The following is a 23,591-nucleotide window of genomic DNA, read 5'->3' as shown; positions in this document are numbered from 1 at the left end:
ATTAAAAATATGAACACAGTACAATATATTTTGTTGGGGGCATGTATTACAAGTAGCTTTTCTTTAGCAGGTTGCAGCAAATTTCTGGATAAACCCCTGGAGAACCAACAACGTTCAGAAGAAATCGACTATACAAATACGGCGCAGATGTATGCCCCGGTATCTGGTGTGTACCGTTCGGCAGCAGATGATAATCTCGTTCACTGGATAGATCTTTCTATCCGTTGCGTCCGGGATGATGACTATCAGCAGGGAGCGCCTACTCCCAATGATAACCCCGAACTGATGGCGATTAAAAATTTCCAGAGTGATGTGACCGTACAATCTTATTGGGGACTAAACCAGTCTTGGAACAGCTATTATGGACTGGCTATTGCCGCGAACAATGCGCTTGTTGAGCTAGATCAGTTCGCTGAACATATTCCGGAGGGAAATGCAGCGGATTTGGCTCTCAATAGACAATACAAAGCCGAGGTCCGTTTTTTGAGAGCCTATGCCCATCTGATGGCTTCCCGACTTTTTGGGGATGTGCCTATTCTGATCGACAGCGAGGATATCGGCAGTTTGGCTACTATTAACAAAAGCACTAAGGATGCTGTGCGGCAATTTATCTTGGATGAAATGAATGCTTGTGTACCGGATCTGGAAGATGCCCGTCCGAACCAATCAAAACACATTGGGGCCGTTACACGTTATTCTGCTTTGCTGCTTAAAGCGAAGGCGGCAGCGGATCTTGCCGGGAATGATAATAGTAGCCCCTATTGGGATGATGTACTCGAGGCGACCAATGAGATTATCAGCAGTAATAAATTTTCGCTCTACCCGGATTTATACGAGTTGTTTAAGATCAAGGGTAAATTAGCTGATGAATCTTTGTTTGAGCTACAATATTCTGACTTTGGTCTTGGGACGGGTGACATTGTACGTCCGGGGATAGACTGGGGAACATTTTTTAGATGGCAGGGCCCTCCGGGGGACCAGAAGGGAAGTCCGATATCGGGAGCAGGTTGGGTACCACCTTCACAGAATATAGTCGACTTCCTGACCGCGCGAGGTGATGCCGAACGGTTGAAGGCTACGATTCAATATTGCGGTGAGGATGGAAATCCGACTACTTTTGCCACGACACCCAGCGGAGATCAGGTGTATGGCAATGAGTTTGGTGTCAAATATTTCAACGGGAAGGCGTATTTACCGAAGTCGGATATGACACCGGGCCGCATGGAATATGGTGCGAATAATAACGTACGTATCCTGCGATATGCGGATGCACTGTTGCTGAATGCTGAAGCAAAGGTACGGAAGGGGCAGAATGGTGATGAACCTTTCCGATTGGTTCGTGAGCGTGCTGAATTAGAACCGATTTCCAATGTGACCTTAGATCAGATCATCGATGAAAGACGTGCTGAATTTGCTTGTGAATGGTGGGGAGAGCGCTTCAATGATTTGGTGCGTACCGGTAAAGCTACGGAGGTGTTTGGAGCTAGATTTGTGCCCGGTAAGAGCGAATTTATCCCTATTCCGCAAACACAGATAGATGCTAATCCCAATTTAAGATAAAACGTTTAAATCTAAATACTCCATGATGCTATTCAGAATGTTATTATATGTGGCGCTACCTTTTTTTCTGGGAATTCCGCTCGTCTCCGCAAAGAAAAATAAGCCCATCAAGACGACGATTGTACAACAAAAGGGCGATTATACGTTAATGAGAGGAGGAAAGCCTTACTTTATAAAGGGTGCGGGTGGGAGTCAGTATCTGAAACGTTTAAAGGCTTACGGTGGAAACTCTATACGGACTTGGAGCCCTCACGATGCGGGTCGAATTCTGGATGAGGCATATGATTTAGGGCTGACTGTTACATTAGGACTTTCCATACAAACGGAACGTCACGGGTTTGATTATAATAATGGTGAAGCCGTGGCAAAACAATTGGAAGCAACGCGTGAGGTCATCTTGAAGTATAAGGACCATCCGGCACTTCTGGCTTGGGGTATTGGCAATGAACTGAATTTGCATTATACCAATCCGAAAGTGTGGGATGCAGTCAACGATATTGCTAACATGATTCATCAAGTGGATGGAAACCACTTGGTGACAACCATGTTAGCCGGTGTGAACAAAAAGGAAATCGATTACATTAAAGAACGATGCCCAGCACTGGATTTGATTGCTGTGCAGGTATACGGCGGTCTTGCTTCTGTACCCCAACAGATCAAAGATGCTGGATGGAACAAAGCATATATCGTTACGGAATGGGGTCCTACCGGACATTGGGAAGTTGTTTCGACACCCTGGGGGGCACCGATAGAGGAAACAAGCAGAGAAAAAGCGATGGTATACAAACAGCGTTATCAGGCTTCCATCGCAAATGACAAATCTTGTTTGGGTTCTTATGTCTTTCTTTGGGGACAAAAACAGGAACGAACGCCCACTTGGTATGGGCTTTTTACGGAAGACGGAGAGGAAAACGAAGTAGTGGATGTGATGCAGTATCTCTGGTCGGGAGGTTGGCCAGCAAATAGGGCTCCCCATTTGGAGGCATTGACATTAGATGGTAAGCGGGCGTCAGATTTTCCTGTCGTTGAGCCTGGAAAAAGCTATGCCATCTCCGCTTCTGTATCTGATCCGGATGACGATAAGCTGGCAGTACGTTGGGAGCTTTTGGAAGAAAGCACAGATTTGAAAGAAGGCGGGGACCGGGAGGAACGTCCGGCGGCCCTGTCAGGCTTAGTGACAGCAGAAGATGGTATGCGAGCACGGTTGACAGCTCCGGATCAAGTAGGAGCCTATCGTCTGTTTGTTTATGTGACGGACGGACACAACAATGTGGCAACGGCGAATATCCCTTTTTATGTTACATCAGCTGTTGATACATTTGCTTCACAAGCATATCGTTTTACGGAGCATCCTGTATGGGCAGACGAGTTTGATTATGAAGGGCTTCCCAATACGGAAAAATGGAGCTATGATATCGGAGGAAGTGGTTGGGGCAACAATGAATTGCAGTATTATACCGAAGCGCGTTCCGAAAATGTAAAGGTAGCGGACGGCCTGTTAACCATTACCGCCCGTAAAGAAGCATACGAAGGTAGCGAATATACCTCTACACGCTTGATAAGCAAAGGGAAGGGCGATTTTTTATACGGTCGATTTGAGGTCAAAGCCAAAGTACCACAGGGCCGCGGAACCTGGCCCGCTGCTTGGATGTTGCCTACCGACTGGACGTATGGGGACTGGCCGGCATCAGGCGAAATAGATATTCTGGAGCATGTAGGGTATGATCAGGATGTTGTACACATCAGTGTGCATACGGAAGATTACAATCATGTTATCGGAACACAAAAAACTGCTTTTAAGAAAATTGAAAATGCAACGACGGAGTTTCATACCTTTCGGGTAGATTGGACGCCGGCATACATACGTGGTTTTGTGGATGATGTGCAGTTGTTCAATTTTCCTAATGAAGGCACAGGATATAAAGTATGGCCTTTCGACCAGAAGTTTCACTGGCTGTTGAATCTGGCTGTCGGTGGTAATTGGGGAGGGCAGCAGGGGATAGATGACGAAGCTTTCCCTGCGCAGTTGCAGATAGACTATGTGCGAGTATATGATTTGTTGAATCCGTAAGCAACTTGTACGAAAAAATTTAGATGATGAGGGTGGCATAAAGGCCGCCCTCTTTTGTTATATACTTTCAGAAAAATATTCTATTTTTAAACCGAAATAGATTGGTATGAGGATATTCGAAAAGCTACCTTCGTTAACACGAAAACAAAAGAAAATCATCCTAATAACTGGCGGTATTTTCCTTTTACTGTTGATATTAGGATTTACAGTAGCGCTGTCGGTTCGTACACGAATGCTAGATGAGGCAATGGTGAAAGTAGAAAATACCTTGCGTGATCGGTATCATATCGATTTTAATGTACAGGAATATTCGTTTACGGGGCTGGCCACTGTTACTTTCCGGGACATCGAAGTTATACCGCAACAGCGGGATACTTTGGCAAAAATCGAGCGAATGGCCGTGTCGGTGCGTTTGTTTCCGCTACTATTTGGTGATGTGAAAATTGGAAATTTAGCTTTACAAAATGCAGATGTGACTCTTTTAAAGCGCGATACGATCAGTAATTATGATTTTCTATTTCAAAAGCAAGCAAAAGATACCACGGTTAGGGTAGAAGAAGATGTAGAAAGCAATTATGCGGCGTTGATTGATGGGATCATAAAGCAGATTTTCTTTAAGATCCCTCGCAATATGGAATTGGAGAATTTTCAGCTTTCCTACCAAGATGATAGTGTGCATCAACGCATTCGGTTGCCGGAAGCCGTAATGGACGGAGGCGATTTTGAAACGAGCCTTTTTTTGAATGACCATGATGCCCAGTGGAACTTGAGTGGACGTGTAAATCCTGATAAACAGCAACTACGGGTTGAAGTTTCGTCCGAGGAAGAAAATGTCGAATTCCCTTTTCTACGTCGGAAATTTGGCCTAGGGGTAAGTTTCGATAAAATAATGTTTGATCTCGCACAGGTGAAACGCATCACGGCAGATTCTTTAACACTTGCCGGCAAATGGTCTTTTGATAATCTGCATGTGAAACATCGTCGTCTTTCGGAGGATGAGATTGTACTTCCTGAAGCTATCGGAGAAGGACAACTGAATATCGGAAAAGCCGCCATAGAAATTGATCCAGCGAGTAAAATCCGGGTGAAGGAATTTGAATTTCAACCTTATGTAAAATTTATTCCCAAACCTGATAAAGTAGTGAGTTTATCCGTTCATACTGGTAAGTTCGAAGCACAAAAATTATTCGACGCCATTCCGCAGGGGTTGTTTGAAACATTGGACGGCATCCAGGTAGAAGGAAAAATAGCGTATGATCTCGATTTTGCGATCAATTTTGCGGAACCGGATAGTTTGGTGTTTCATTCCAAAATAGATGATAAGGAATTGAAAATCATCAAATGGGGAAAAGCGGATATCAGCCAATTAAACCAGGCGTTTACCTATAAAGCATATGAAGACACCGTCCTCATGCGGGAGATTGTGGTGGGTCCTCCAAATCCAACATTCACGCCGTTAGATCAAGTGGCCTCTATCTTGAAGAAAACGGTGCTGAATACGGAAGATCCCTATTTCTATCAGCATAATGGATTTGAAGAAGAAGCGTTTAAGCTATCTATCGCTACGAATGTGAAAGAACGGGCGTTCAAACGTGGAGCAAGTACCATCTCGATGCAGTTGGTGAAAAATGTTTTTTTGAACCGCAACAAAACCATGATGCGAAAATTTGAAGAGATTTTGTTGGTTTGGCTCATGGAGACCTCGGAACAAGTGAGCAAAGACCGGATGTTTGAGGTATATTTAAATGTGATTGAATGGGGTAAAAACGTATATGGTATCCAGGAGGCATCTTCCTATTATTTTGGCAAAACACCTGCTCAGCTAAACATCGGGGAGAGTTTATTTCTCTCCAGTATTATTCCTCGCCCGAAGACTGGACTTTCTTCTTTTGACTATACTGGACATCTAAAACCTTGGGTACAGCGGCATTTTAATACGTATGGTTATATTATGAGTAAGCTTGGGCAGCTGCAGGATGAACTGGTGCCGGAAGCCTATGGTTTTTACGGTGTTATTTTGGAACCGGGATTACGGCCGCCGAGACCAAAAGGATTGATAGATACCACTTTCAGAGAGGTTGATCCGGAACAAGAGGCTATTATGAAAGAGATGGAACGCGACGAAGCCCGACGTAGAAGTCTATTGGAAAGGCTGTTTGGCAAAGAAGCGGAGAATGTAGAGTAATCACTCCTCTGCATCTTCCACTGCATTTCGATAAAATAATGTATAGGGGTCTGACGGGTAGACCTTACTCTCGGGAGAATGCTTAAACGGGATATCGGGATTAAAAATCTCTTCCAAGGTACTGCGTAGAAAAGGGATGAAGGCTTCTTTAGCAAGTGCAAGGGTTTCTGCTTCCAATACCTCTTTGCTATAAAACAATGTTCCGTCTTCCCGCATACGCCGTGCAACGTATAGGTGCGGTTCTAATTGTGCCCGTCCTGTCACCTGCTCAAATACGTAGCTGTAGAATAAGGTTTGTACCAGCGCTTTGTTTTCCGTGTTGGCGGCTAATACCTTTTCCAGACTCTTAAATTCTACCTGGTCGCCTCCAGTTTTGTAGTCGACTATGCGGGTTTTTACTTGGTTTTCGTGTGTAAGGACTTCATCTACACGGTCAATGATACCGAACAGCCGGATGGTTTCTTCTTTTCCGTTGATAAGGATCGGGAAATCGATGCTGTAATCCTCATCATTTTCCAGTTCTATGATGCGAAAGGCTTTGTAATGGGCAATGTCGTATTCAATATAGACCGCGACATAGGCGGAAGCGATTTTATGCATAATACGTTGCATGCTATTTAAGTCGTCGATCGTTAATAATTCGTTGTGGTATTGTGTGCCGATCTCGCGAACTACTAAGCTGTCCAACTGATCTAAGGTAGATGCGAGTTGTTTCGTAGGTGTAAAATCAGACAATCCTTTGTAGGGCTTCAAGATCGTCTCCATCACATTGTGGATAACCGTGCCTAACCGATTCATTTCAAACTCCTGTGAAATGGTGGGAGGTTCCTTGATCTCGGCAACGTACTTCAGGAAAAACTGTAGTGGCGATTGCAGGTAGCTGGTTAAGGCGGTAGCCGATAAGCTTTTCTTTCGTACGACGAACATCTCCCATAATTGCTTCCATACGACACCCGCTTTAGGGATAACTAATTCATCAGGAGTGTCTTGGAAACGAATTGTTTGCTGTTGGGTGTATATCTTGAAATGAAAATTACTCTCGAACTGCAGCTGTTTTATAAAACGGCTTTCTTCGCCGGTGCTACTCTCGTCGACTAAACTATTGTAAAATACATGAAGACCATCGCTATATTGAAAATGTCGATAGAAAAGATACGCCGAAAGTGCGTCTTGGTTCTCTAAGATTGGGAGTTGGTAAGCTCGTCGTAAACTATTGGGCAAAAAAGTCGGGGAGCTAGATGTTTGGGGAAGGATGCCTTCGTTTGCACCGAGTATGTACACTTGGTCAAAGTTGAGACAGCGGCTTTCCAATAAACCCATAATCTGTAGTCCGTTTAGCGGATCTCCCTCGATGGCTGCATTGATTGGATTGATGGCTTTTCGAATTAAGCCGAGCTGAAAGGCTATTGATGTGGAGCCTAAGTTTGATAAGCCTTGATGCAACTGGTTGAGCACTTTCTTGGTCTCGATGATAAGGTTGCTGTCAATCTGGCCCACACGGTCCTGCGCTGTCAGCGAAACGAGCAAACTGTCTAGCAACTGAATGAGGGTCGGAATGAGTAGAGCGGAAGTCGATAATGGTTTAAAGAACGACGTAAACACCGTGCTCGTCAAGCTGATGCTATCCACATCGATTTCAAACTGCTGCTTATCGGTGATGTCTTTGAATAGGGTCTCCCGTTCTTTTGCGGAAACGCCGGTTAATGGATGATTCACAAAAGTTTCTACATATTGGAAAGCGATCTTGCGCCTTTTGTAGTGCGAAATTTCTTCCTGTACATCCATCCATAAGTCTAGCAAGCCATATATTGGCGATTGTGTTAGCGGGTAGCCTGTTGTAATGTTTGGTTTTACATCCGGCAAGCTTTGCAGCAAGGGTACCAGTAAGCTTTCATCCGCAAGCAAGATAGCTGCACTTTTCGCGGACGACGCTGAAGCTAGCAATATATCGTGTAAAAGCTTGGTCTGGCTGTTTTTACCGCTGCAGGCATAGAGATGGACGGTACGCTGTCTATGGCCTAATATCGCTTGGCTTTCTCCCAGGGCGTTGACTAACCCATAGCTTTTTATGTTGCGACGGATAAACAGACCAGCTTCTTGTTCTTTATCATCCAGGTAATAGGTGTCGGCATCAAAATAGAACAGGGCTTCATCTTCCGCTTGCCATCTTTGGAAAAGATGAACCTCTGCTTTGCTGAGGGCATTAAACCCCACAAACAATATCTTTTTGTATGCTTTTGTAAAATGAGGATGGGTTACGTTACCTTCTACAAGCTGCCGGTATAGACTGGGATAATGCAGCTGTTTTTCTTGTGTTAGCTTCTGTTTGAATGCTTTATACAATATCGGAAGCCGTCGCCAAAGTTTCAGGAAGCGCTGTTGCAGTCCGCTATGGCCTGCAACAGAGAACGATTGCCAAAATTGCCGGATAAAATGCTGCTGTTCGACCGTGAAATGTTGAAAGGCAATGTCAATTTTTGTCGTGTCATAGAGTTCCATATATATCTGGTCGACATCGACAAGCTCATAGTCCAATTGTCCGAAATCGCGTAATATGATTTCTGCAATTGGATAAAAATCTTCCAATGTTTCCGGTTCAGAACCCTCTGCAATTAGCAGTTCGTTGTGTAGCTCGAAAAGATAGAAGAATTGACTGAGGGGAGATGCTTCCGAGGCATCCGTAGCCTGTTTAAAAAATGATTGGATCGTGAAAAACTGGGGTGACCAGATCGCTTTGCCATAAACCTCTGCTAAGTGTTTCTTGAGGTAAGTGATCGGACGCTTGTTGTTGAATACGATGGCGATGTCGGACAGATCGTTTCCAAAACGACGGTATATATCTTCTGCAACAGTATATAAGAAAGGTTTGTTCATTATTTGTTCACGATTATTCAACTTCAACTAATTCATTAATCTTCGCATAATATAGGTAACCCCTTATATGGCTGTAGCCTAAGTTACGCAATGCTTTTTTATAGCTATCTATTTGCCATTGATGGTCGGCATAATCGCCTTTTGTAAACTTAAAATCGAGTACTATTGTTTCTTGGTCGCTGGTAAAAACCTTATCCGGACGGATGGTCTCTCCATTCTCCAAAATGATGCTTGCTTCATTCCATATTTTGTAGTTCCCGGTAAGCCAGCGGTTAATCACCGGATGATGCCATATCTGATGAATTTCCTGAAGAATAAACGGACGATCTTCTGCTGTTAGGATGCCGTTCTCGATATAATCATGGACCAATGCGTCAATTTCTCGTTCCGTAGAGATTTCAGACATGATTTCATGCGCCAGTATGCCATATTGCGCAGCTTTTTCGAGCATCAATATATTATTGATACTCCGTTTGTGGGATTTATCGAAAGCATTTTGCAGCTCGGATGAAATAGGATAAGAAGATAAAGCAATTAGCGTTTCACCATCTTGCTGGGATAGCGCATCGTCTTTGGCGGGCTGAGGAAGAGGGTGATCCATCAGCAGCTGATTGTTTTGAAGCGGAAACGGCGAGTTGGTATCTGATAAAACTCGATGGAGCATATCGCTGATGTATTCGCTTTTGATATCGAATCCGAGTATTTCTCCCGTTTTCTTATCGACCGCTTCCTTAAAAGCCGGAGCCAGAATGTATAGATGCTGTATAGCGCGTGTGCTGGCTACATAAAAAGTATTCAGGGCGTCCATATAGTTAAATAGCATCTCCTCATAATATTGCTTATAAAAGATAGAGTGCCCTACGCTACCGTTATATTTAATAGGGATTTTTCCGAATACCTCAAAAGGAGAATCTGCGGTATCGATCCAGAAATCACCGTTCACCATTCCATCTAGATCCCAAGAACAGAATGGAAGCATCACAACGTCATAGGCCAGACCTTTTGATTTATGTATAGTCGTTACCTCAATGGCGTCTACTTTGCCATTGGCGGGCAAGGAAGCATGGCTACCATCTTCCTCCCAATATTGTAAAAACTGGCTGATGCCTCGCTCGCCCCGGGCAGAGAATGCCGAAACGATATCCTTAAGCGCCAAGATATAAGGAAGGTGGATGTTGTCGGTTTCATGTAAGCCATATATCTCTATAAGCTGTTCGATGAGATGTATGAGGGGGAATTGCTGAAGTTTTGCCCATTGCGCTACCAAAGACGAGGGAAGAATTGCTGCTAGCTCCTGGATATCGTTATTTTTAAATGCCAACCAAAAATCAGGATCAAATGTGCCTTGTTTGCGGATAGTTTGATATAGGTAAGCCATCCTTGCCCGGTACACGATGTGTTTATCGGAAGTATATACCAAGGCTTTCAACGTTTCGATGATTAATGAAATGGCATCGTTGGAAGATAAGGACAGCGCGTCGCCTGATATGATATCGAAGTCAAGACCTTCTTTATTTTTGTAGTGCATTAATGATTCGATCACCAAACGTGCCTGCGTGTTGCTTCTAACCAGTATGCCTATTTGTTTGGAAGTATAACGACCAGAAGAAATCCAGCTATTGATTTTCTCACAAACAAGCTGAAGTGCGTCTTCTATTACCTGATTCCGTCTATAACGGCCATCTTGTACCGGCAAATATTGAATCTCAATGGAACCCGCTTTTTCGGGTGAGTTTTGCCGGTTTGGAGGCACCTGCTGTGTGCTGTTTTCATACGCTTTGACGAGCATATGCGCATTTCCCGATGCCGCCCACCAATGCTGCCCATCCTCATCTAGTTCTTCTCGTACTTTTTCGTTCAGCACGGCCTGTAGTTTTTGGGGTATGCTACCAAAAAGGTAATTATTTAGCGCTATGATATGGGGATAGCTCCGGAAATTCGTCTCCAGAGAACCGTTTTCGATAAAATCGGATCGTTGTTTTTCGGACAAGTGAAAGGCCTGTGCTACCTGATCTTCTACCTGTTGCAATAATATACGCCAATCGCCGTTGCGCCAACGATAGATACTCTGTTTCACGTCACCAACAATCAGATGTTCATTGAATTGCTGTTTTGAGTGTCCGAGTGCATTGATAAGCAGTGGGCTATAGTTTTTCCATTGAATACGGGAAGTATCTTGGAATTCGTCAAACAGAAAGTAGTTGTATCGGTTACCGATCTTTTCCCAGATAAAGGTGGGATCATTTTGTTCGTCTAAGCCAAGTCGATTGAGTAGGATTTGGGCGTCAGAAATGAGTTGGGCACCATTTTCCTTTCTCCATTGACTTAATAGATCGCTCATTTCCTTTAATAAGCGTAGATAATATAGGTTATTCTGCACTGCTTGATAACCGATATAGCTAGGGAATAGACGATAGAGTTCTACAAATTGCTCGAGAATAGGCTGCAAAGCCTGTTTAATGTCCTGACGAAAACGCTTATCAGATGCGGTATAAGCATCGTCATCATCTACCACAGCTAAAAATCGAGTAAAAAGCTTTTGGAGTTCGGTAGTCGATGTTTTATGAACATTGATACTGATTCTACTAGCTGTATATAACTTATTGCGTGTTTTCCCTTTTAATTCATCGGCCGTGATACCTAATGAACGGAATGTCGTGGAGAATGTCCGGATGGTCTGGCTTAACGTGTCTAGAAAAAAGGCAGTTTTCTCTTGTACATCTCTATTCAATAGCGTGAAAACATCTTCTACTGGTGCAGATGCCAGATGAGCATTAAACTCCTGAAAATTCTCTGTAAAAATCAAGCTAGCCAAATTTACCAGCTGTTGCCGGTAGTTCCAGTTTTCATTGTTGGCGATTTTCTGCTCGGCAAATGCGATAATCCAGGTGAGCAGATCTGGACGCTCGTCCAACAGCTGGTTGAGCATCACCGATAAATCTTGCTTAACCTTCGCGGTATTCATCTCGATTTTATAGGCCGCATCGAGATTAAGTTCATACGTAAAACTCCGGATTACCTTTTGTGAAAATCCGTCGATTGTGCTGATGGTAAAATGACTGTAATCGTGTAATATTTTTCGGTATATAGTATGCGCTTTTTGTTGCAATTGTGATTCATCCCATTCCACGAATTGTTCGAGTAATAACTGTCTGAAATCCTCAGTTTTTTGACGCTTATCAGCTATTGCCAACCCGTGTAGGACACCCAGTATGCGTTCTTTCATTTCTGCCGTGGCTTTATTCGTAAACGTCACCGCTAGAATTTCCCGGTAGCTGTTTTCATTGGATAACAGTAAGGTAAGGTAGTGGAGTGTTAGGCTAAAGGTCTTCCCTGAGCCGGCCGAGGCTTTCAATATCTTTAAAGGCGCAACAGTCTTCATGCTACAAAGTAACTATTTTCCCCCTTCTTTTATATATGTATCGCAATTATAATGCAGATAAAAGTGAATTACTCTTCATTATTTTACCTTTTTAGCATTATGCTTTTTGTTTCTTTATAGAAGCATGCATAAATTCATTTAAAATTCAATTCGTAAATGCTAAGCATTTTATGTAAGTTTGTGTATTACGGTAACTACTAGTTAATTAACATTGTGAAAAAAGTACTGTACATCCTACTGGTTTGCGTTTTATTAACAGCCTGTGCCTCTGATGATATGGAAGCTCCCATGACGGATAGGGTTTCCAGCTTGGAGATCAGCACGGTGGGTGGTTATGGAGCCTCTCCAGCAGAATTGACTTACACCTTTGAATATGATGCCGCCGGACGTTTAAATAAAGTTAATGATAAGGCGTTCTACTATGGTGCTAACGGACGTGTAGAATATTCCCGAGTCGAACGAAAAGCTGAAGATGAATATCGGAATGAAGAGTATATAGAGCGCTTAAGCTATCATTGGGATACACAAGGTAGATTAAATGAGGTTCGGGTGGACAGTCTTTATCAGCGATATAAATACTTTTCGGAGCAAGGGGCTGTAAGTTCTGATGAAGGTGGTATGGTCGCCGATATAGTATTGGCGACGTATAATTACGAGGGAACGAACCGTAAACCGTCTTCGATCAGGTACCGGGAGATAAGCAAGACACCTTCCTCTTCTATGTTTTATATAGGAGTGGAAGAAGAGGTGAAATATGCTTATGACGGTGCAAATGTTGTCGGTAGTCAACTCATGAGTTATCTGCAGCTTCCGCTATCCTCTACGGGAGATATTTCTTATATACCGCATCCTTTTAAAAAGAATAGTTCCTATACCTATTTAATAAACCCTCATCATTTAGCAAAGATTTATGCCCAGTTAGGATTCCATCCTTATCATCTGCGTGAAGTGATAAGTGGCCAGGTGATGGCGACAAGTAAGGTTGAGGTAGACACGGAAGGGGTGGATGATAGATGGACCCCGCCGGAGAATGGAGATATTCGTTGGACAGATCTCTACCCTGATGGAGAGGTGGGGATTAATTCGCCCGTATTTAATGGAAAAACCACATACAGTTATCGTTTCAATGCATTAGAATTGCCGACGGAAATTGTTGGAGAAGGTGATGGAATCATGCAGCGTACAGTTATTACGTATGAGTAGTTTTTAAGCAAGCGATTACTATAGATAAATTTTAATTATCTTCGATCAACTCATAAGCTCTATTTTTTCTTTTTTTAGTTTTTAATTGCTATCTTTGCATCCCCTCTTGCGCTAAGTACGGGGGATATGTTGAATACATAAAAAATTAAAAAAGAATGGCAACTAAAATCAGATTGCAAAGACACGGTAAAAAAGGAAAACCTTTTTACCACGTAGTAGTAGCAGATTCACGTGCTCCACGTGATGGTAAATTCATTGAGCGTTTAGGTTCTTACAACCCGAACACAAACCCGGCAACTATCGTTTTGGATTTCGACAGAGCATTGTACTGGATGAATGTAGGTGCACAACCTACGGATACAGCTCGTGCGATCCTTTCTTACAAAGGTGTTCTTTACAAAAAACACTTAGAAGGTGGTGTGAAGAAAGGTGCTTTTGACGAAACTCAATTGGAAGAGAAATTCGCTAAATGGTTAGAAGAAAAAGACGCGAAGATTGAAGGTAAGAAAACAGGTTTAGTTCAATCGAAAGAGGACGCTAAAAAAGCTGCTCTTGCTGCAGAAGCAAAGAAAAATGCGGAAAAAGCGGCTGCTCTTGCTGCTAAAAATGCACCAGCTGAAGAAGAAACTGAAGCTACAGAAGAAGAAGTGGAGGCGGAAGCTCCCGCTGAGGCTCCTGAAGCAACAGCAGAAGATGCTGCAAACACAGAAGAAACTGAAGGATAATTATTATTCATACAGATTCAAGAAAGCCGAGTTTATGAAAATTCGGCTTTTTTACTTTTTTTCCCTCAAAAAAAGTAAACAAAAAAACTCGTCGCTTCGGATATTTGAGAAATGGGATAGTACTAAGGATGAGTTTCTACATACCTCAAATGTCCGGATGCGACATTGACGTGTTAAGGAGGGGAGGTGCAATTGCGTAAATGAGCGCGGTCATTGATTGATTGCGATTACGTGGACTAAGACGACATCGTCTTTTTTTGCGGCCATTTTTATGAAGACTATTCCGTTAAAAACAGAATGCTGTTTGAGCGCAGCGAGTTTCATTCTGTTTAGGAATAGGCGAATAAAAATAGCAAAAGCAGACAAGTCTTGATTTTTTGTCTCCTTTTTTATCAAGAAAAAAGGAGATTAAATACAATATTATGAACATCAACGACGCATTCTATATTGGTTATATCACGAAAACACGTGGGTTAAAGGGCGAAATGCAGCTGTTTTTCGAGTTTGAAGATTATGGAGAACTGGATTTGGATGTGCTCTTTTTGGAATTGGACAAAAAATTGGTGCCCTATTTTGTGGATAGCATAAAGTTGCATAACAATAGTACGGCCTATCTAAACCTAGAAGACGTAGATCATGTGGACAAAGCAAAAGAGCTTATAAAAAAGAAGGTATATCTGCCAAACGATAAAATGCCGGAAAGAGATCCGGACGATTTTCGCTACACCGATTTAGTGGGTTATCTCGTTATTGATGAGCACGAAGGTGAAATTGGTGAAATAACCGCGGTACAGGAATTTCCGCAGCAATTTATCGCTACGGTTGATTTTGATGGAAAGGAATTAATGTTTCCCTTAAGTGAAGATCTTATTTTGGGAATTGATGAGGAGGAACAAGTAATAGAAGTAGAATTGCCGGACGGATTGGTGGAAATGTATCGATAGTGATAACAGGAGTTGCATAACTTCTATAACTTCCATATCTTTCGTAACTTTTATATAAAAATGAAGATCGTAGACCATATAAAAAACGCAAACGGAAAAACCTTATTTTCATTCGAGTTATTACCTCCCGCAAAGGGACAGGGCATTCAGAGTATTTTTAAGACAATGGATGAGCTTATGGAGTTCAAACCTCCGTTCATTGATGTCACTTATCACCGGGAGGACTACCTCTATAAACAACATGTTAGCGGACTCTTAGAACGTGTCGCGTATCGAAAACGACCCGGTACGGTCGCTATCTGTGCCGCCATTATGAACAAATACAAAGTCGATGCTGTGCCGCATTTGATTTGTGGAGGATTTACGAAAGAAGAGACGGAAAATGCACTTATCGATTTAAACTTTTTGGGTATCGATAATGTGTTGGTGCTTCGGGGTGATGCCAGAAAGGGTGATCCCGATTTTGTCCCCACCCCGGGTGGCCACGCTTATGCGACCGAATTGCTTCAACAGGTGGTTGATATGAATAGTGGAAAATATCTACATGAAGATATTGAAAGCTCGGCAAAAACAGATTTTTGTATTGGCGTAGCAGGTTATCCGGAAAAACATTTCGAAGCACCTAATTTCAATACGGATTTTAAATGGCTCAAGAAGAAAGTGGAGATGGGAGCGGAGTTTATCGTAACACAAATGTTTTTCAATGTGGAGAAATATAAAGAGTTTGTGACAAAATGTAGAGATCATGGTATTCATGTGCCTATTATTCCAGGACTCAAACCATTGACGACTAAAAGGCAATTGATTACATTGCCTAAGATTTTTCATTTGGATATCCCGGAAGAATTAAGTGAAGCGGTTGAGAATTGTACAACCAATGCGGATGTGCGTCAGGTAGGAGAGGAATGGCTGGTAGAACAATGTAAAGAGCTTATCAAGTTTGGTGCACCTGTATTACATTTTTATACGATGAGTAATCCCGGACCGACAAAGAAAATTGTGGAACGACTGGCTTAGGAATAGATTAAGTAATAAAAGAGACCGTCTCATAAGTCAATTATGAGGCGGTCTCTTTTTTATCATCCTTTCTTAACCTCTTTAGCCCAGCTATCTTTTAGCGTAACGGTGCGGTTAAACACGAGCTGCTCTGCTGTAGATTTAGTGTCTAGGGTGAAATAACCCAATCTGATAAACTGATACCCTTTACCCGCTTCTGCTGTCGATAAATCGGGTTCTATATACGCCTTATTAATAATTTGTAAACTATTTGGATTAATAGAGGCTTTGAAATCTTCTGCAGCAGCAGGGTTTTCTTCATTAAACAAACGATCATACAACCTAACCTCGGCTTCTTTAGCATGTGCTGCTGATACCCAATGGATAGTTCCTTTTACTTTTAATCCCGAAGTGTCTTCTCCTGATTTCGAATCAGGTACATATGTACAATGTATTTCTGTTATGTTCCCGTTTTCATCTTTTTTGAAATCGTGACATTGAACGATGTATGCATGCTTTAAGCGTACGGAAAGGCCAGGACCCAAACGGAAAAATTTCTTCGGAGGTTCTTCCATGAAATCATCCCGTTCTATCCAAAGTTCGTTGGAAAATGGAAGAATACGTGAACCTTCGCCACCCTCTACCTCCGGATTATTTTCCCCGATTAATTCCTCCGTTTTCCCATCTGGATAATTGGTGATAACCAGTTTAATTGGGTTTAATACGGCCATTCGGCGCCAAGCGGTGGCATTGAGATCTTCCCGGATACAGAATTCCAGTAAGCCGGCATCAATCATATTCTCTCGTTTTTGAACACCGATGCGCTCACAGAAGTTACGTATAGAGGCTGGCGTATAGCCACGACGCCTTAGTCCCGAAATAGTTGGCATACGGGGATCATCCCAGCTTTCTACAAATTTCTCGTTAACCAGTTGTAATAATTTACGTTTGCTCATCACGGTATAAGTCATATTTAAACGAGCAAATTCGTATTGTTTGGACGGAAATATTTCTAGTTTTTCAATAAGCCAATCATATAACGGCCGATGTGGAATAAACTCCAGCGTACAAATAGAATGTGTGATTTTTTCGATGGAATCTGATTGACCATGTGCAAAATCATACATCGGATAAATACACCATTTATCTCCTGTGCGGTGATGATGAGCGTGTTTTATACGATATAACAAGGGATCACGTAAATGCATGTTCGGGCTTGCCAAATCTATCTTTGCACGGAGCACCTTTTCACCGTCTTTATATTTGCCCTCACGCATTTCCGTAAAAAGCGTAAGATTTTCTTCCACACTACGGTTGCGATAAGGAGTAGGAATACCCGGCTCGGTTGGCGTACCCTTAGCAGCAGCAATTTCCGTAGAGCTGCTATCGTCTACATATGCCAATCCTTTTTTAATTAAATCTACTGCATATGTATAGAGCGTCTCAAAATAATCCGACGTATATAATTCTTCTACCCATTGAAAACCTAACCACTGGATGTCCTGTTTAATACTCTCCACATACTCGGTATCTTCCGTGACCGGGTTTGTATCGTCAAAACGTAGGTTGGTCGCTCCATTGTATTTCTGGGCAAGCCCGAAGTTCAAACAAATGGACTTGGCATGACCGATATGGAGATAACCATTCGGCTCCGGCGGAAAACGTGTCAGAACACGCCCGTCATGGGTGCCTTTGCGGAGATCCTCTTCGATAATCTCCTCAATAAAATTTAGTGGTTTTTCTTCGTTTAACATAACTACAAAGTTACTTTTTTTTACCTCAAAAAAAAGTAACCAAAAAAAACTCGTCGCTTCGGATATTTGAGATAATGGATAGTACTAAGAATGAATTTCTACATACCTCAAACATCCGGATGCGACATTAAGCGTTAAGGATGGGATAGGGCAAAGTGACCACCCCGCCCGTTAAACGGGCACCCCTCCAAAGAAGGGGTATAGCGGCAGCTAACGCGCTCAATAATGACTAGCGGTGATGCGGACTAAATCGGCCTCGCATTGTTCCGCGGCCAGCTTTACGCAGACTATTCCGTTAAAAACAGAAAGTTGTTTGAGCCGCCGATGGGCGGTGAGTTTCTTTCTGTTTAGGAATAGGCAAGTAAAGGTAGCGGAACCTTGCAAGCCTAGATCTTTTGCTTCTTTTCCATCAATGGGAAAAGAAGAAGAAAATTCTGTATTTTCGAATATGAAACATCTCATAAACAATATCTTTCTTTTATTATTGATCGTTCCACAACCCTGTTTTGGGCAAAAAGCAAAGAAACCCCAAGTTCTCGTATACGGGTCGGATCTGTTAGCTTTTTCGGCGGCTGTGCAGAGTGCTAAATCGAGTGTTCCGACAATATGGTTGGTGGATGGAGAACAACTGATGCCTGAATTTTCTGGTGGACAGGTACAGATAGAGAGCATGACGCATACAGATGGTGGGATTTGGATGGAGATCTTGATGGAAATGGCACTTGCGAAATCCCCGGATGATTCACTGGCGACAGTTGTCAAACGAGAAATGAATCCTCGGCTATTTCAGAATGCGGTAGATAAAATAGTAAGAAAGCTACCTCAATTAACGGTAATAAGGGGAGAAGATGTATTGTCAATCAAGCGACGGAAGCGCGATTGGGAGATACAGGTATCCAGTAAACACAAGCATGTGATAAGGTGTATAGTAGATGCATCCCGACAGCAAGCGCTATACAAATTAGCGGCTATATCTTGGGATAATAATATCAGACGAATGCAACCGCTCGGCACATTATCTTTGGCCCAAGTACGTACATTAGTGGCCGCAGGAGAAATCGGTGGTAGTTTATATGGTATACAATTGGAAAATATTTTTGCAGGAGAAAAAGAAGGTTTTTTTGATTTTAGAGGAGTAACGGAGTTGCTCCAGGACGATCTTGCGTTAAGTCCTTTTCGTGCTGCCGTGGGGCAAGCTGTTGGCGCGACGGCAGCTTACTTAGCATTTTTTAAAACTTCTGCGGATAAGGTGGACGTTCGAAAATTGCAAACGGAATTAATGACATATAAAGGCCGTATTTTACCCTATCAAGATGTACCGATCAGCGATATACATTTTTATGCGTTACAACGCTTTGGATTAGCAAGTGTACTGCCAAATCTACATAAAGATGAAGGTTTTCGTTTCCAAAAAGATGAACATGTTAGTTTTAAAGAAGTAGAACCTATTTTCGATAGATTATACTCCCGTAGTCAATTGTGGTTTTTAGATAATAAGGGTGACTATTTCCAATGGAAAGATTTTCTGTCATTAATTAAATTCGTAGGGCTCCGAGGAGACGAAATAAGCCAGCAGATAGAGAAGGAATGGTCGGCAAGGTTAAAATTTGAAGGCAGTTTTGACGAAGAAGCTTTTGTTAGCCGCTATCAATTTGCTATTATTATGGATAAGTATGCTAACCCTTATGTAAAAGCAGTAAATCAACAAGGAGATTTTATTAATTAGTCTGTTCTTTTTCTCCGCGTGACTGTTGCACAAAAAATTATTTTTTGCGCAACAGTCACTCAAGGAAAAAAATGAAGAAATTACACCTCTTCTTTTTTTGGAAACATCAATGAAGCCACTATACTAATTACCAGAATCGATATAATAATAATCAAGGAGTGAACTGTTTGGAAACCGAACTCCTCCAGCCAGCTGTGCAGTAGCATTTTTGCTCCAATGAAAATCAATAGAAATGCCAACCCAACTTTTAGGTAATGGAATTTATCAATAATATTCACCAAAAGGAAGAACATCGAACGCAATCCCAAGACGGCGAAGATATTGGAGAAGAATACAATATAAGGATCTTTTGTTACAGAAAAGATAGCCGGTATAGAGTCCACCGCAAAAATTAAATCGGTAAATTCGATCACCAATAATACTAAAAACAAAGGCGTCATGTATCTCACACCGTTTTCTATATGGAAAAAACGACCGCCGTCCATACGGGAAGTTACTTTAAAGTACTTGGACATGAATTTTACGACACGGTGATTTTGAGGATCGACTTCTTCCTCCTTATTTCGGTTGAGATACATCATAATCCCCGTATAGACCAAAAATGCACCGAAAACATAGAGAATCCACCCGAACTTAGCAATTAGGGCTGCTCCAACAAAGATGAATATACAACGTAATATAATAGCACCAATAATTCCCCAGACCAAGACCTTATGGTAGTATTTCTCTGGTATACCAAAAGACGAAAATAGAAGTACCATAACGAAGATATTGTCCACCGACAAGGCATATTCCACTACATAACCCGTAAGGTATTCTAAACTTAGTGTCTTATTGTAGAGTTGAATACTGGCGGCCAAATCGTTTTCATTGATACGAATGTTGTGATAATGCTTCGCAATAACTTCTTTCAGTCGAGCGAAATCATGGACATTGTGTAGCTCATTCCCCCAGATGTATAGTATTAAACCGAATGCCAGGGCAAAGAAAACCCAAACGGCACTCATAATAGCCGCTGCTTTAAATGATACGGGCTTGTCACTCTTAGAGAACAATCCTAAATCAATGGCGAGCATGAGGACAATGAATACAATAAACCCTCCAAAAAATAACAGTTCGTGACTCATATGATGTAGATTCTATTTATTTCTTTCTGTAGTAAACCTAACTAATTGTTCCAGTGCTACTTTGTAGATATTATCTGGAAATGCAGACAATATAGCAAAGGCTTCCTGTTGGTACTGCAACATTTTTTCCCGTGCATAGTCCATGCCCCCGCTACTTCGTACAAAGGTAATAACCTCCGCGACCTTATCTTTGTTTTCACTGTGGTTTTTTACCAAATTGATAATACGCCTTTTCTCCGAGGAGCTGGTGTTTTTGAGGGCGTAGATAAGCGGTAGGGTCATCTTTTTTTCTTTAATGTCATTCCCTACAGGTTTTCCAACATCGTCTAGGCCGAAATCAAAAAGGTCATCTTTTATTTGAAAGGCTATACCTACTTTTTCTCCAAACAGACGCAGGCGATCGACAGTCTCTTGCGGTGCCTTTGCAGATGAAGCACCACAAGCGCAACATGCAGCTATGAGAGACGCTGTTTTCTTACGGATAATTTCAAAATATACTTCTTCCTGAATATCAAGTTTACGTGCTTTTTCTATTTGTAGCAACTCACCCTCGCTCATTTCCTCTACTGCGTCAGACATGACCTTTAACAGGTCTAGTTCATTATGTTTAACAGAAAGGGACATGCCTTTTGAAAGCAAGAAATCACCTAACAATACGGCTATTTTGTTCTTCCATAAAGCATTGACCGAAAAGAACCCGCGACGTTCATTTGCGTTATCCACCACATCGTCGTGTATTAGGGACGCCGTATGTAATAGTTCAACCAATGAAGCTGCCCGATAGCTAGAATCGTTGATGTTCCCACATAATCCGGCCGAAAGAAAAACAAACATAGGACGCATCTGTTTTCCTTTTTGTTTCAAAACATATTGCGTAATGCGGTTTAATAACGGGACAGCGCTATGCATCGATTCTTTAAACCGACTTTCAAATTCTTTTAGCTCCTGTGCTATCGGGGTTTGTATATCTTTTAATTTCAGCATGAAAAATGGCTAAATCACCATGGCTTTTTAAGCAGTTAAAATTGCAATAAATATAAGAAATATCCACGTAGCATGAACATAAACACGAATGAAAATAATAAATAGCTTATAAAGTGTCGATAGCTAATTCTAATTCCTTGTACCATTCTTCGCCATATTCACGAATGAGGGGTTCTTTGAGAAACTTGTATACGGGAACGCCCAATTCTTTGCCGAATGTACATGCATCACTACAGATATGCCAACGATCGTAATGCAAAACATCAAACGCGGGATAACGTGTGGTACGAATAGGGTAGAGGTGGCAGGAAATAGGCTTTTTCCAATTCACTTCACCTTGTTCGTATGCCTTTTCGATAGCACATTTTGTTATGCCATTATCCCAAGTGACATAAGCACATTCCTTATTGCCATCCACACAGGTAGTCGTTAGATCACCGTCCATATCAATAACATGGGTTCCTTGTTCTTCGATAGCCTGAATGCCCTTTTCGGTCATATAGGGCTTAACTTTTGGGTAGATTTCCCGTAGAATATCGGTTTCGTTTTCGTTCAAGGGTGCTCCTGCGTCACCCTCTACGCAACAGATGCCTTTACATTTGTTTAAATTACAAACAAAGTCATTCTTAATGATATCCTCATGCACTAATACGTTGCCTACTTCAATCATATTGTTTATTTTGAATAACTGACGCGTTTTCCAAGTGTATGTTTTAATCCACTTGCATCCACTAATTCCATCGTCACGGTGCCCACTAAAATCTCTACCTGTGCCTTTACCGGAATCCGGTTGCCGTCGTTGGTAACCCATAAGAAAAGCTGGCTATCTTTTCGGAATATCCGACCTGGTGTAATCTCGGGACTAAATTTAATACATTCCAATTCCCCCAACGATGTTTTGATTTTTTCAATACCGATATATTTGATGCCCAACTGTGCGACTTCATCGTTTAAGAAGTACGTAAGTTTAAATGAATCTCCTTTTTTGAGAGAGGAAAGATCCAAATTACGGGAAAAATAATAAGCGGATAGTAAATCGAAAAATTGTGAGGTCGGGCTGGTGAATGTACCTTTCTTCCCCGAAACTTTTTTATTTCGATGGTCAAAAGTAGCATATTCCTCACGCGTATAACTGCCTTCGTGTATATCTTCTATATATAGATAGGGCAGGTAATTATCACCGTCTATATAGGAATCGTATTTGTTTCTTACTTTATAAACAGCAAATAATCCGGATGTCTGGCCGAAGGCGGATAGGTGAAAAGCGTTAGGATTGCTGAAGCGCAATTTAGATTTCTCCACCTTTAACGTACCCGTCGCAACAGACAATATCCCATACTTTAATTTATAGGTCAAGTTTTCACCAGCTTGGTAGGTAGGTTGTGCCAAGTATGGTAAAGTCTGTCCGATGGTCAAGCCTATGCTGCAAATGAAAAACGCGATAAACGTGTAAATTTTTCTCATATAGTAATGGACAAAGATAGTCGACAATAGTTTAACTTTTGCGCTTATACACCGGTACGGTAGAGCAGGGCTCGCCATACATAATGCTCTTGACAACTTTGCTTAAACCAAGTGTAAATTTAATAAAGGCAGATTCTGGTATATAAATATCTCCACATCCTTTTACCACGATACGTTCATCCTGATAGATGCTGAAGTCGATCTCGTCCAATGCTTGGCTAAATAAATTGTCCACTACTGTTTCTTTATTGCCGAAATGTACAGAAAGCACGTAAGGCTCTAGCTTATTTGCGAGGAGCATGTATGCCCAGGTTGGGACGATAGCATCTGTTGAACAGATAATACCGATATGCTTGTTTTGATATTGGCTCCAATCGTGTTCCTTAATAAACGCTCGAAAATCTTTTTCCTTTAATATAAGCCCGTGAAATAAATTGTCCTTGATGTCATATATCAAAATTTCTTCTTTGGGTGCATAATGCGCCAAGTCAATGGTAATTAGGCCACTTTGGGCTACTTTATTAACGATGTTTTCTTGAATGTCCATGATACAAAACAAAAAGCCGGACAAAAATATGTCCGGCTATAAAGTTACT

17 protein-coding genes are annotated in these 23,591 nt (G+C 41.9%); 8 read left to right on the top strand and 9 right to left on the bottom strand.

Features of this window, described 5'->3' with window-relative positions; all coding sequences use genetic code 11:
* The first annotated feature begins 9 nt into the window (after nucleotides 1-9).
* The 3 genes from EWE74_RS11410 to EWE74_RS11400 all read left to right on the top strand — a co-directional run bounded on the left by EWE74_RS11410 (nucleotide 10) and on the right by EWE74_RS11400 (nucleotide 5,816).
* Nucleotides 10-1,560, top strand: a complete 1,551-nt coding sequence (locus tag EWE74_RS11410; RefSeq protein ID WP_130141675.1) for a RagB/SusD family nutrient uptake outer membrane protein — start codon at nucleotides 10-12, stop codon at nucleotides 1,558-1,560.
* 22 nt (nucleotides 1,561-1,582) lie between these two features.
* The gene (locus EWE74_RS21310) at nucleotides 1,583-3,631 is read left to right on the top strand and encodes a family 16 glycosylhydrolase (RefSeq protein WP_130141674.1); all 2,049 of its coding nucleotides are present in this window, start codon (nucleotides 1,583-1,585) and stop codon (nucleotides 3,629-3,631) included.
* A 106-nt stretch (nucleotides 3,632-3,737) separates the two neighbouring features.
* Nucleotides 3,738-5,816, top strand: a complete 2,079-nt coding sequence (locus EWE74_RS11400) for a transglycosylase domain-containing protein (protein WP_130141673.1) — start codon at nucleotides 3,738-3,740, stop codon at nucleotides 5,814-5,816.
* Here the strand turns inward: EWE74_RS11400 and EWE74_RS11395 are convergent, their stop codons facing one another.
* Both EWE74_RS11395 and EWE74_RS11390 read right to left on the bottom strand, forming a co-directional pair.
* A complete protein-coding gene (locus EWE74_RS11395) occupies nucleotides 5,817-8,690 on the bottom strand; it encodes a PD-(D/E)XK nuclease family protein (RefSeq protein WP_130141672.1) in 2,874 nt (957 codons plus the stop codon).
* Nucleotides 8,691-8,703: 13 nt separating this feature from the next.
* On the bottom strand, nucleotides 8,704-12,072 hold the full coding sequence (locus EWE74_RS11390) for a UvrD-helicase domain-containing protein (RefSeq protein WP_130141671.1): 3,369 nt from the start codon (nucleotides 12,070-12,072) through the stop codon (nucleotides 8,704-8,706).
* Between the two features lie 213 nt (nucleotides 12,073-12,285).
* Between EWE74_RS11390 and EWE74_RS11385 the strand changes: the two genes are divergently transcribed.
* From EWE74_RS11385 to metF, 4 genes are all read left to right on the top strand, one after another.
* Nucleotides 12,286-13,275, top strand: coding sequence for a putative periplasmic lipoprotein (locus tag EWE74_RS11385; RefSeq protein WP_130141670.1), 990 nt, complete (start codon nucleotides 12,286-12,288; stop codon nucleotides 13,273-13,275).
* A gap of 155 nt (nucleotides 13,276-13,430) precedes the next feature.
* The gene (locus tag EWE74_RS11380; RefSeq protein WP_130141669.1) at nucleotides 13,431-14,000 is read left to right on the top strand and encodes a 30S ribosomal protein S16; all 570 of its coding nucleotides are present in this window, start codon (nucleotides 13,431-13,433) and stop codon (nucleotides 13,998-14,000) included.
* A 422-nt stretch (nucleotides 14,001-14,422) separates the two neighbouring features.
* Nucleotides 14,423-14,944 carry a ribosome maturation factor RimM gene (gene rimM, locus EWE74_RS11375; RefSeq protein WP_130141668.1) on the top strand — a complete coding sequence of 174 codons (522 nt, stop codon included), beginning with the start codon at nucleotides 14,423-14,425 and terminating at the stop codon, nucleotides 14,942-14,944.
* Nucleotides 14,945-15,004: 60 nt separating this feature from the next.
* Nucleotides 15,005-15,961: a methylenetetrahydrofolate reductase [NAD(P)H] gene (gene metF, locus EWE74_RS11370; RefSeq protein ID WP_130141667.1), complete on the top strand. Its 957-nt coding sequence runs from the start codon at nucleotides 15,005-15,007 to the stop codon at nucleotides 15,959-15,961.
* 62 nt (nucleotides 15,962-16,023) lie between these two features.
* On the opposite strand, the gene EWE74_RS11365 is transcribed toward metF, so the two are convergent.
* Together EWE74_RS11365 and EWE74_RS11360 are read right to left on the bottom strand one after the other, a co-directional pair.
* Nucleotides 16,024-17,694 carry a glutamine--tRNA ligase/YqeY domain fusion protein gene (locus EWE74_RS11365; protein WP_130141666.1) on the bottom strand — a complete coding sequence of 557 codons (1,671 nt, stop codon included), beginning with the start codon at nucleotides 17,692-17,694 and terminating at the stop codon, nucleotides 16,024-16,026.
* Between the two features lie 219 nt (nucleotides 17,695-17,913).
* Nucleotides 17,914-18,156, bottom strand: a complete 243-nt coding sequence (locus tag EWE74_RS11360; RefSeq protein WP_130141665.1) for a hypothetical protein — start codon at nucleotides 18,154-18,156, stop codon at nucleotides 17,914-17,916.
* On the opposite strand from EWE74_RS11360, the gene EWE74_RS11355 reads away from it, so the two are divergent.
* A complete protein-coding gene (locus EWE74_RS11355; protein ID WP_130141664.1) occupies nucleotides 18,143-19,420 on the top strand; it encodes a hypothetical protein in 1,278 nt (425 codons plus the stop codon). The genes EWE74_RS11360 and EWE74_RS11355 overlap by 14 nt on opposite strands.
* An 80-nt stretch (nucleotides 19,421-19,500) precedes the next feature.
* Here EWE74_RS11355 and EWE74_RS11350 read toward each other — a convergent pair whose 3' ends face one another.
* The 5 genes from EWE74_RS11350 to EWE74_RS11330 form a co-directional block, all read right to left on the bottom strand.
* Nucleotides 19,501-20,547, bottom strand: a complete 1,047-nt coding sequence (locus EWE74_RS11350; protein WP_130141663.1) for a TerC family protein — start codon at nucleotides 20,545-20,547, stop codon at nucleotides 19,501-19,503.
* Nucleotides 20,548-20,559: 12 nt separating this feature from the next.
* The gene (locus tag EWE74_RS11345) at nucleotides 20,560-21,531 is read right to left on the bottom strand and encodes a polyprenyl synthetase family protein (protein ID WP_130141662.1); all 972 of its coding nucleotides are present in this window, start codon (nucleotides 21,529-21,531) and stop codon (nucleotides 20,560-20,562) included.
* Between the two features lie 106 nt (nucleotides 21,532-21,637).
* On the bottom strand, nucleotides 21,638-22,201 hold the full coding sequence (locus EWE74_RS11340; protein ID WP_130141661.1) for a DUF3109 family protein: 564 nt from the start codon (nucleotides 22,199-22,201) through the stop codon (nucleotides 21,638-21,640).
* A 5-nt stretch (nucleotides 22,202-22,206) separates the two neighbouring features.
* Nucleotides 22,207-22,995 (bottom strand): DUF3108 domain-containing protein, encoded by a 789-nt coding sequence (locus EWE74_RS11335; protein ID WP_130141660.1) that lies wholly within the window; start codon nucleotides 22,993-22,995, stop codon nucleotides 22,207-22,209.
* A 31-nt stretch (nucleotides 22,996-23,026) separates the two neighbouring features.
* Nucleotides 23,027-23,542 (bottom strand): DUF2480 family protein, encoded by a 516-nt coding sequence (locus tag EWE74_RS11330; RefSeq protein WP_130141659.1) that lies wholly within the window; start codon nucleotides 23,540-23,542, stop codon nucleotides 23,027-23,029.
* Between the last annotated feature and the right edge of the window lie 49 nt (nucleotides 23,543-23,591).

Origin of the sequence: Sphingobacterium corticibacterium (genome assembly GCF_004208525.1) — a bacterium.
Classification (GTDB): Bacteria; Bacteroidota; Bacteroidia; order Sphingobacteriales; family Sphingobacteriaceae; genus Sphingobacterium; species Sphingobacterium corticibacterium.
Note: the sequence above shows the minus strand (reverse complement) of the source record. Positions and strands in the feature narration are given on the sequence as shown.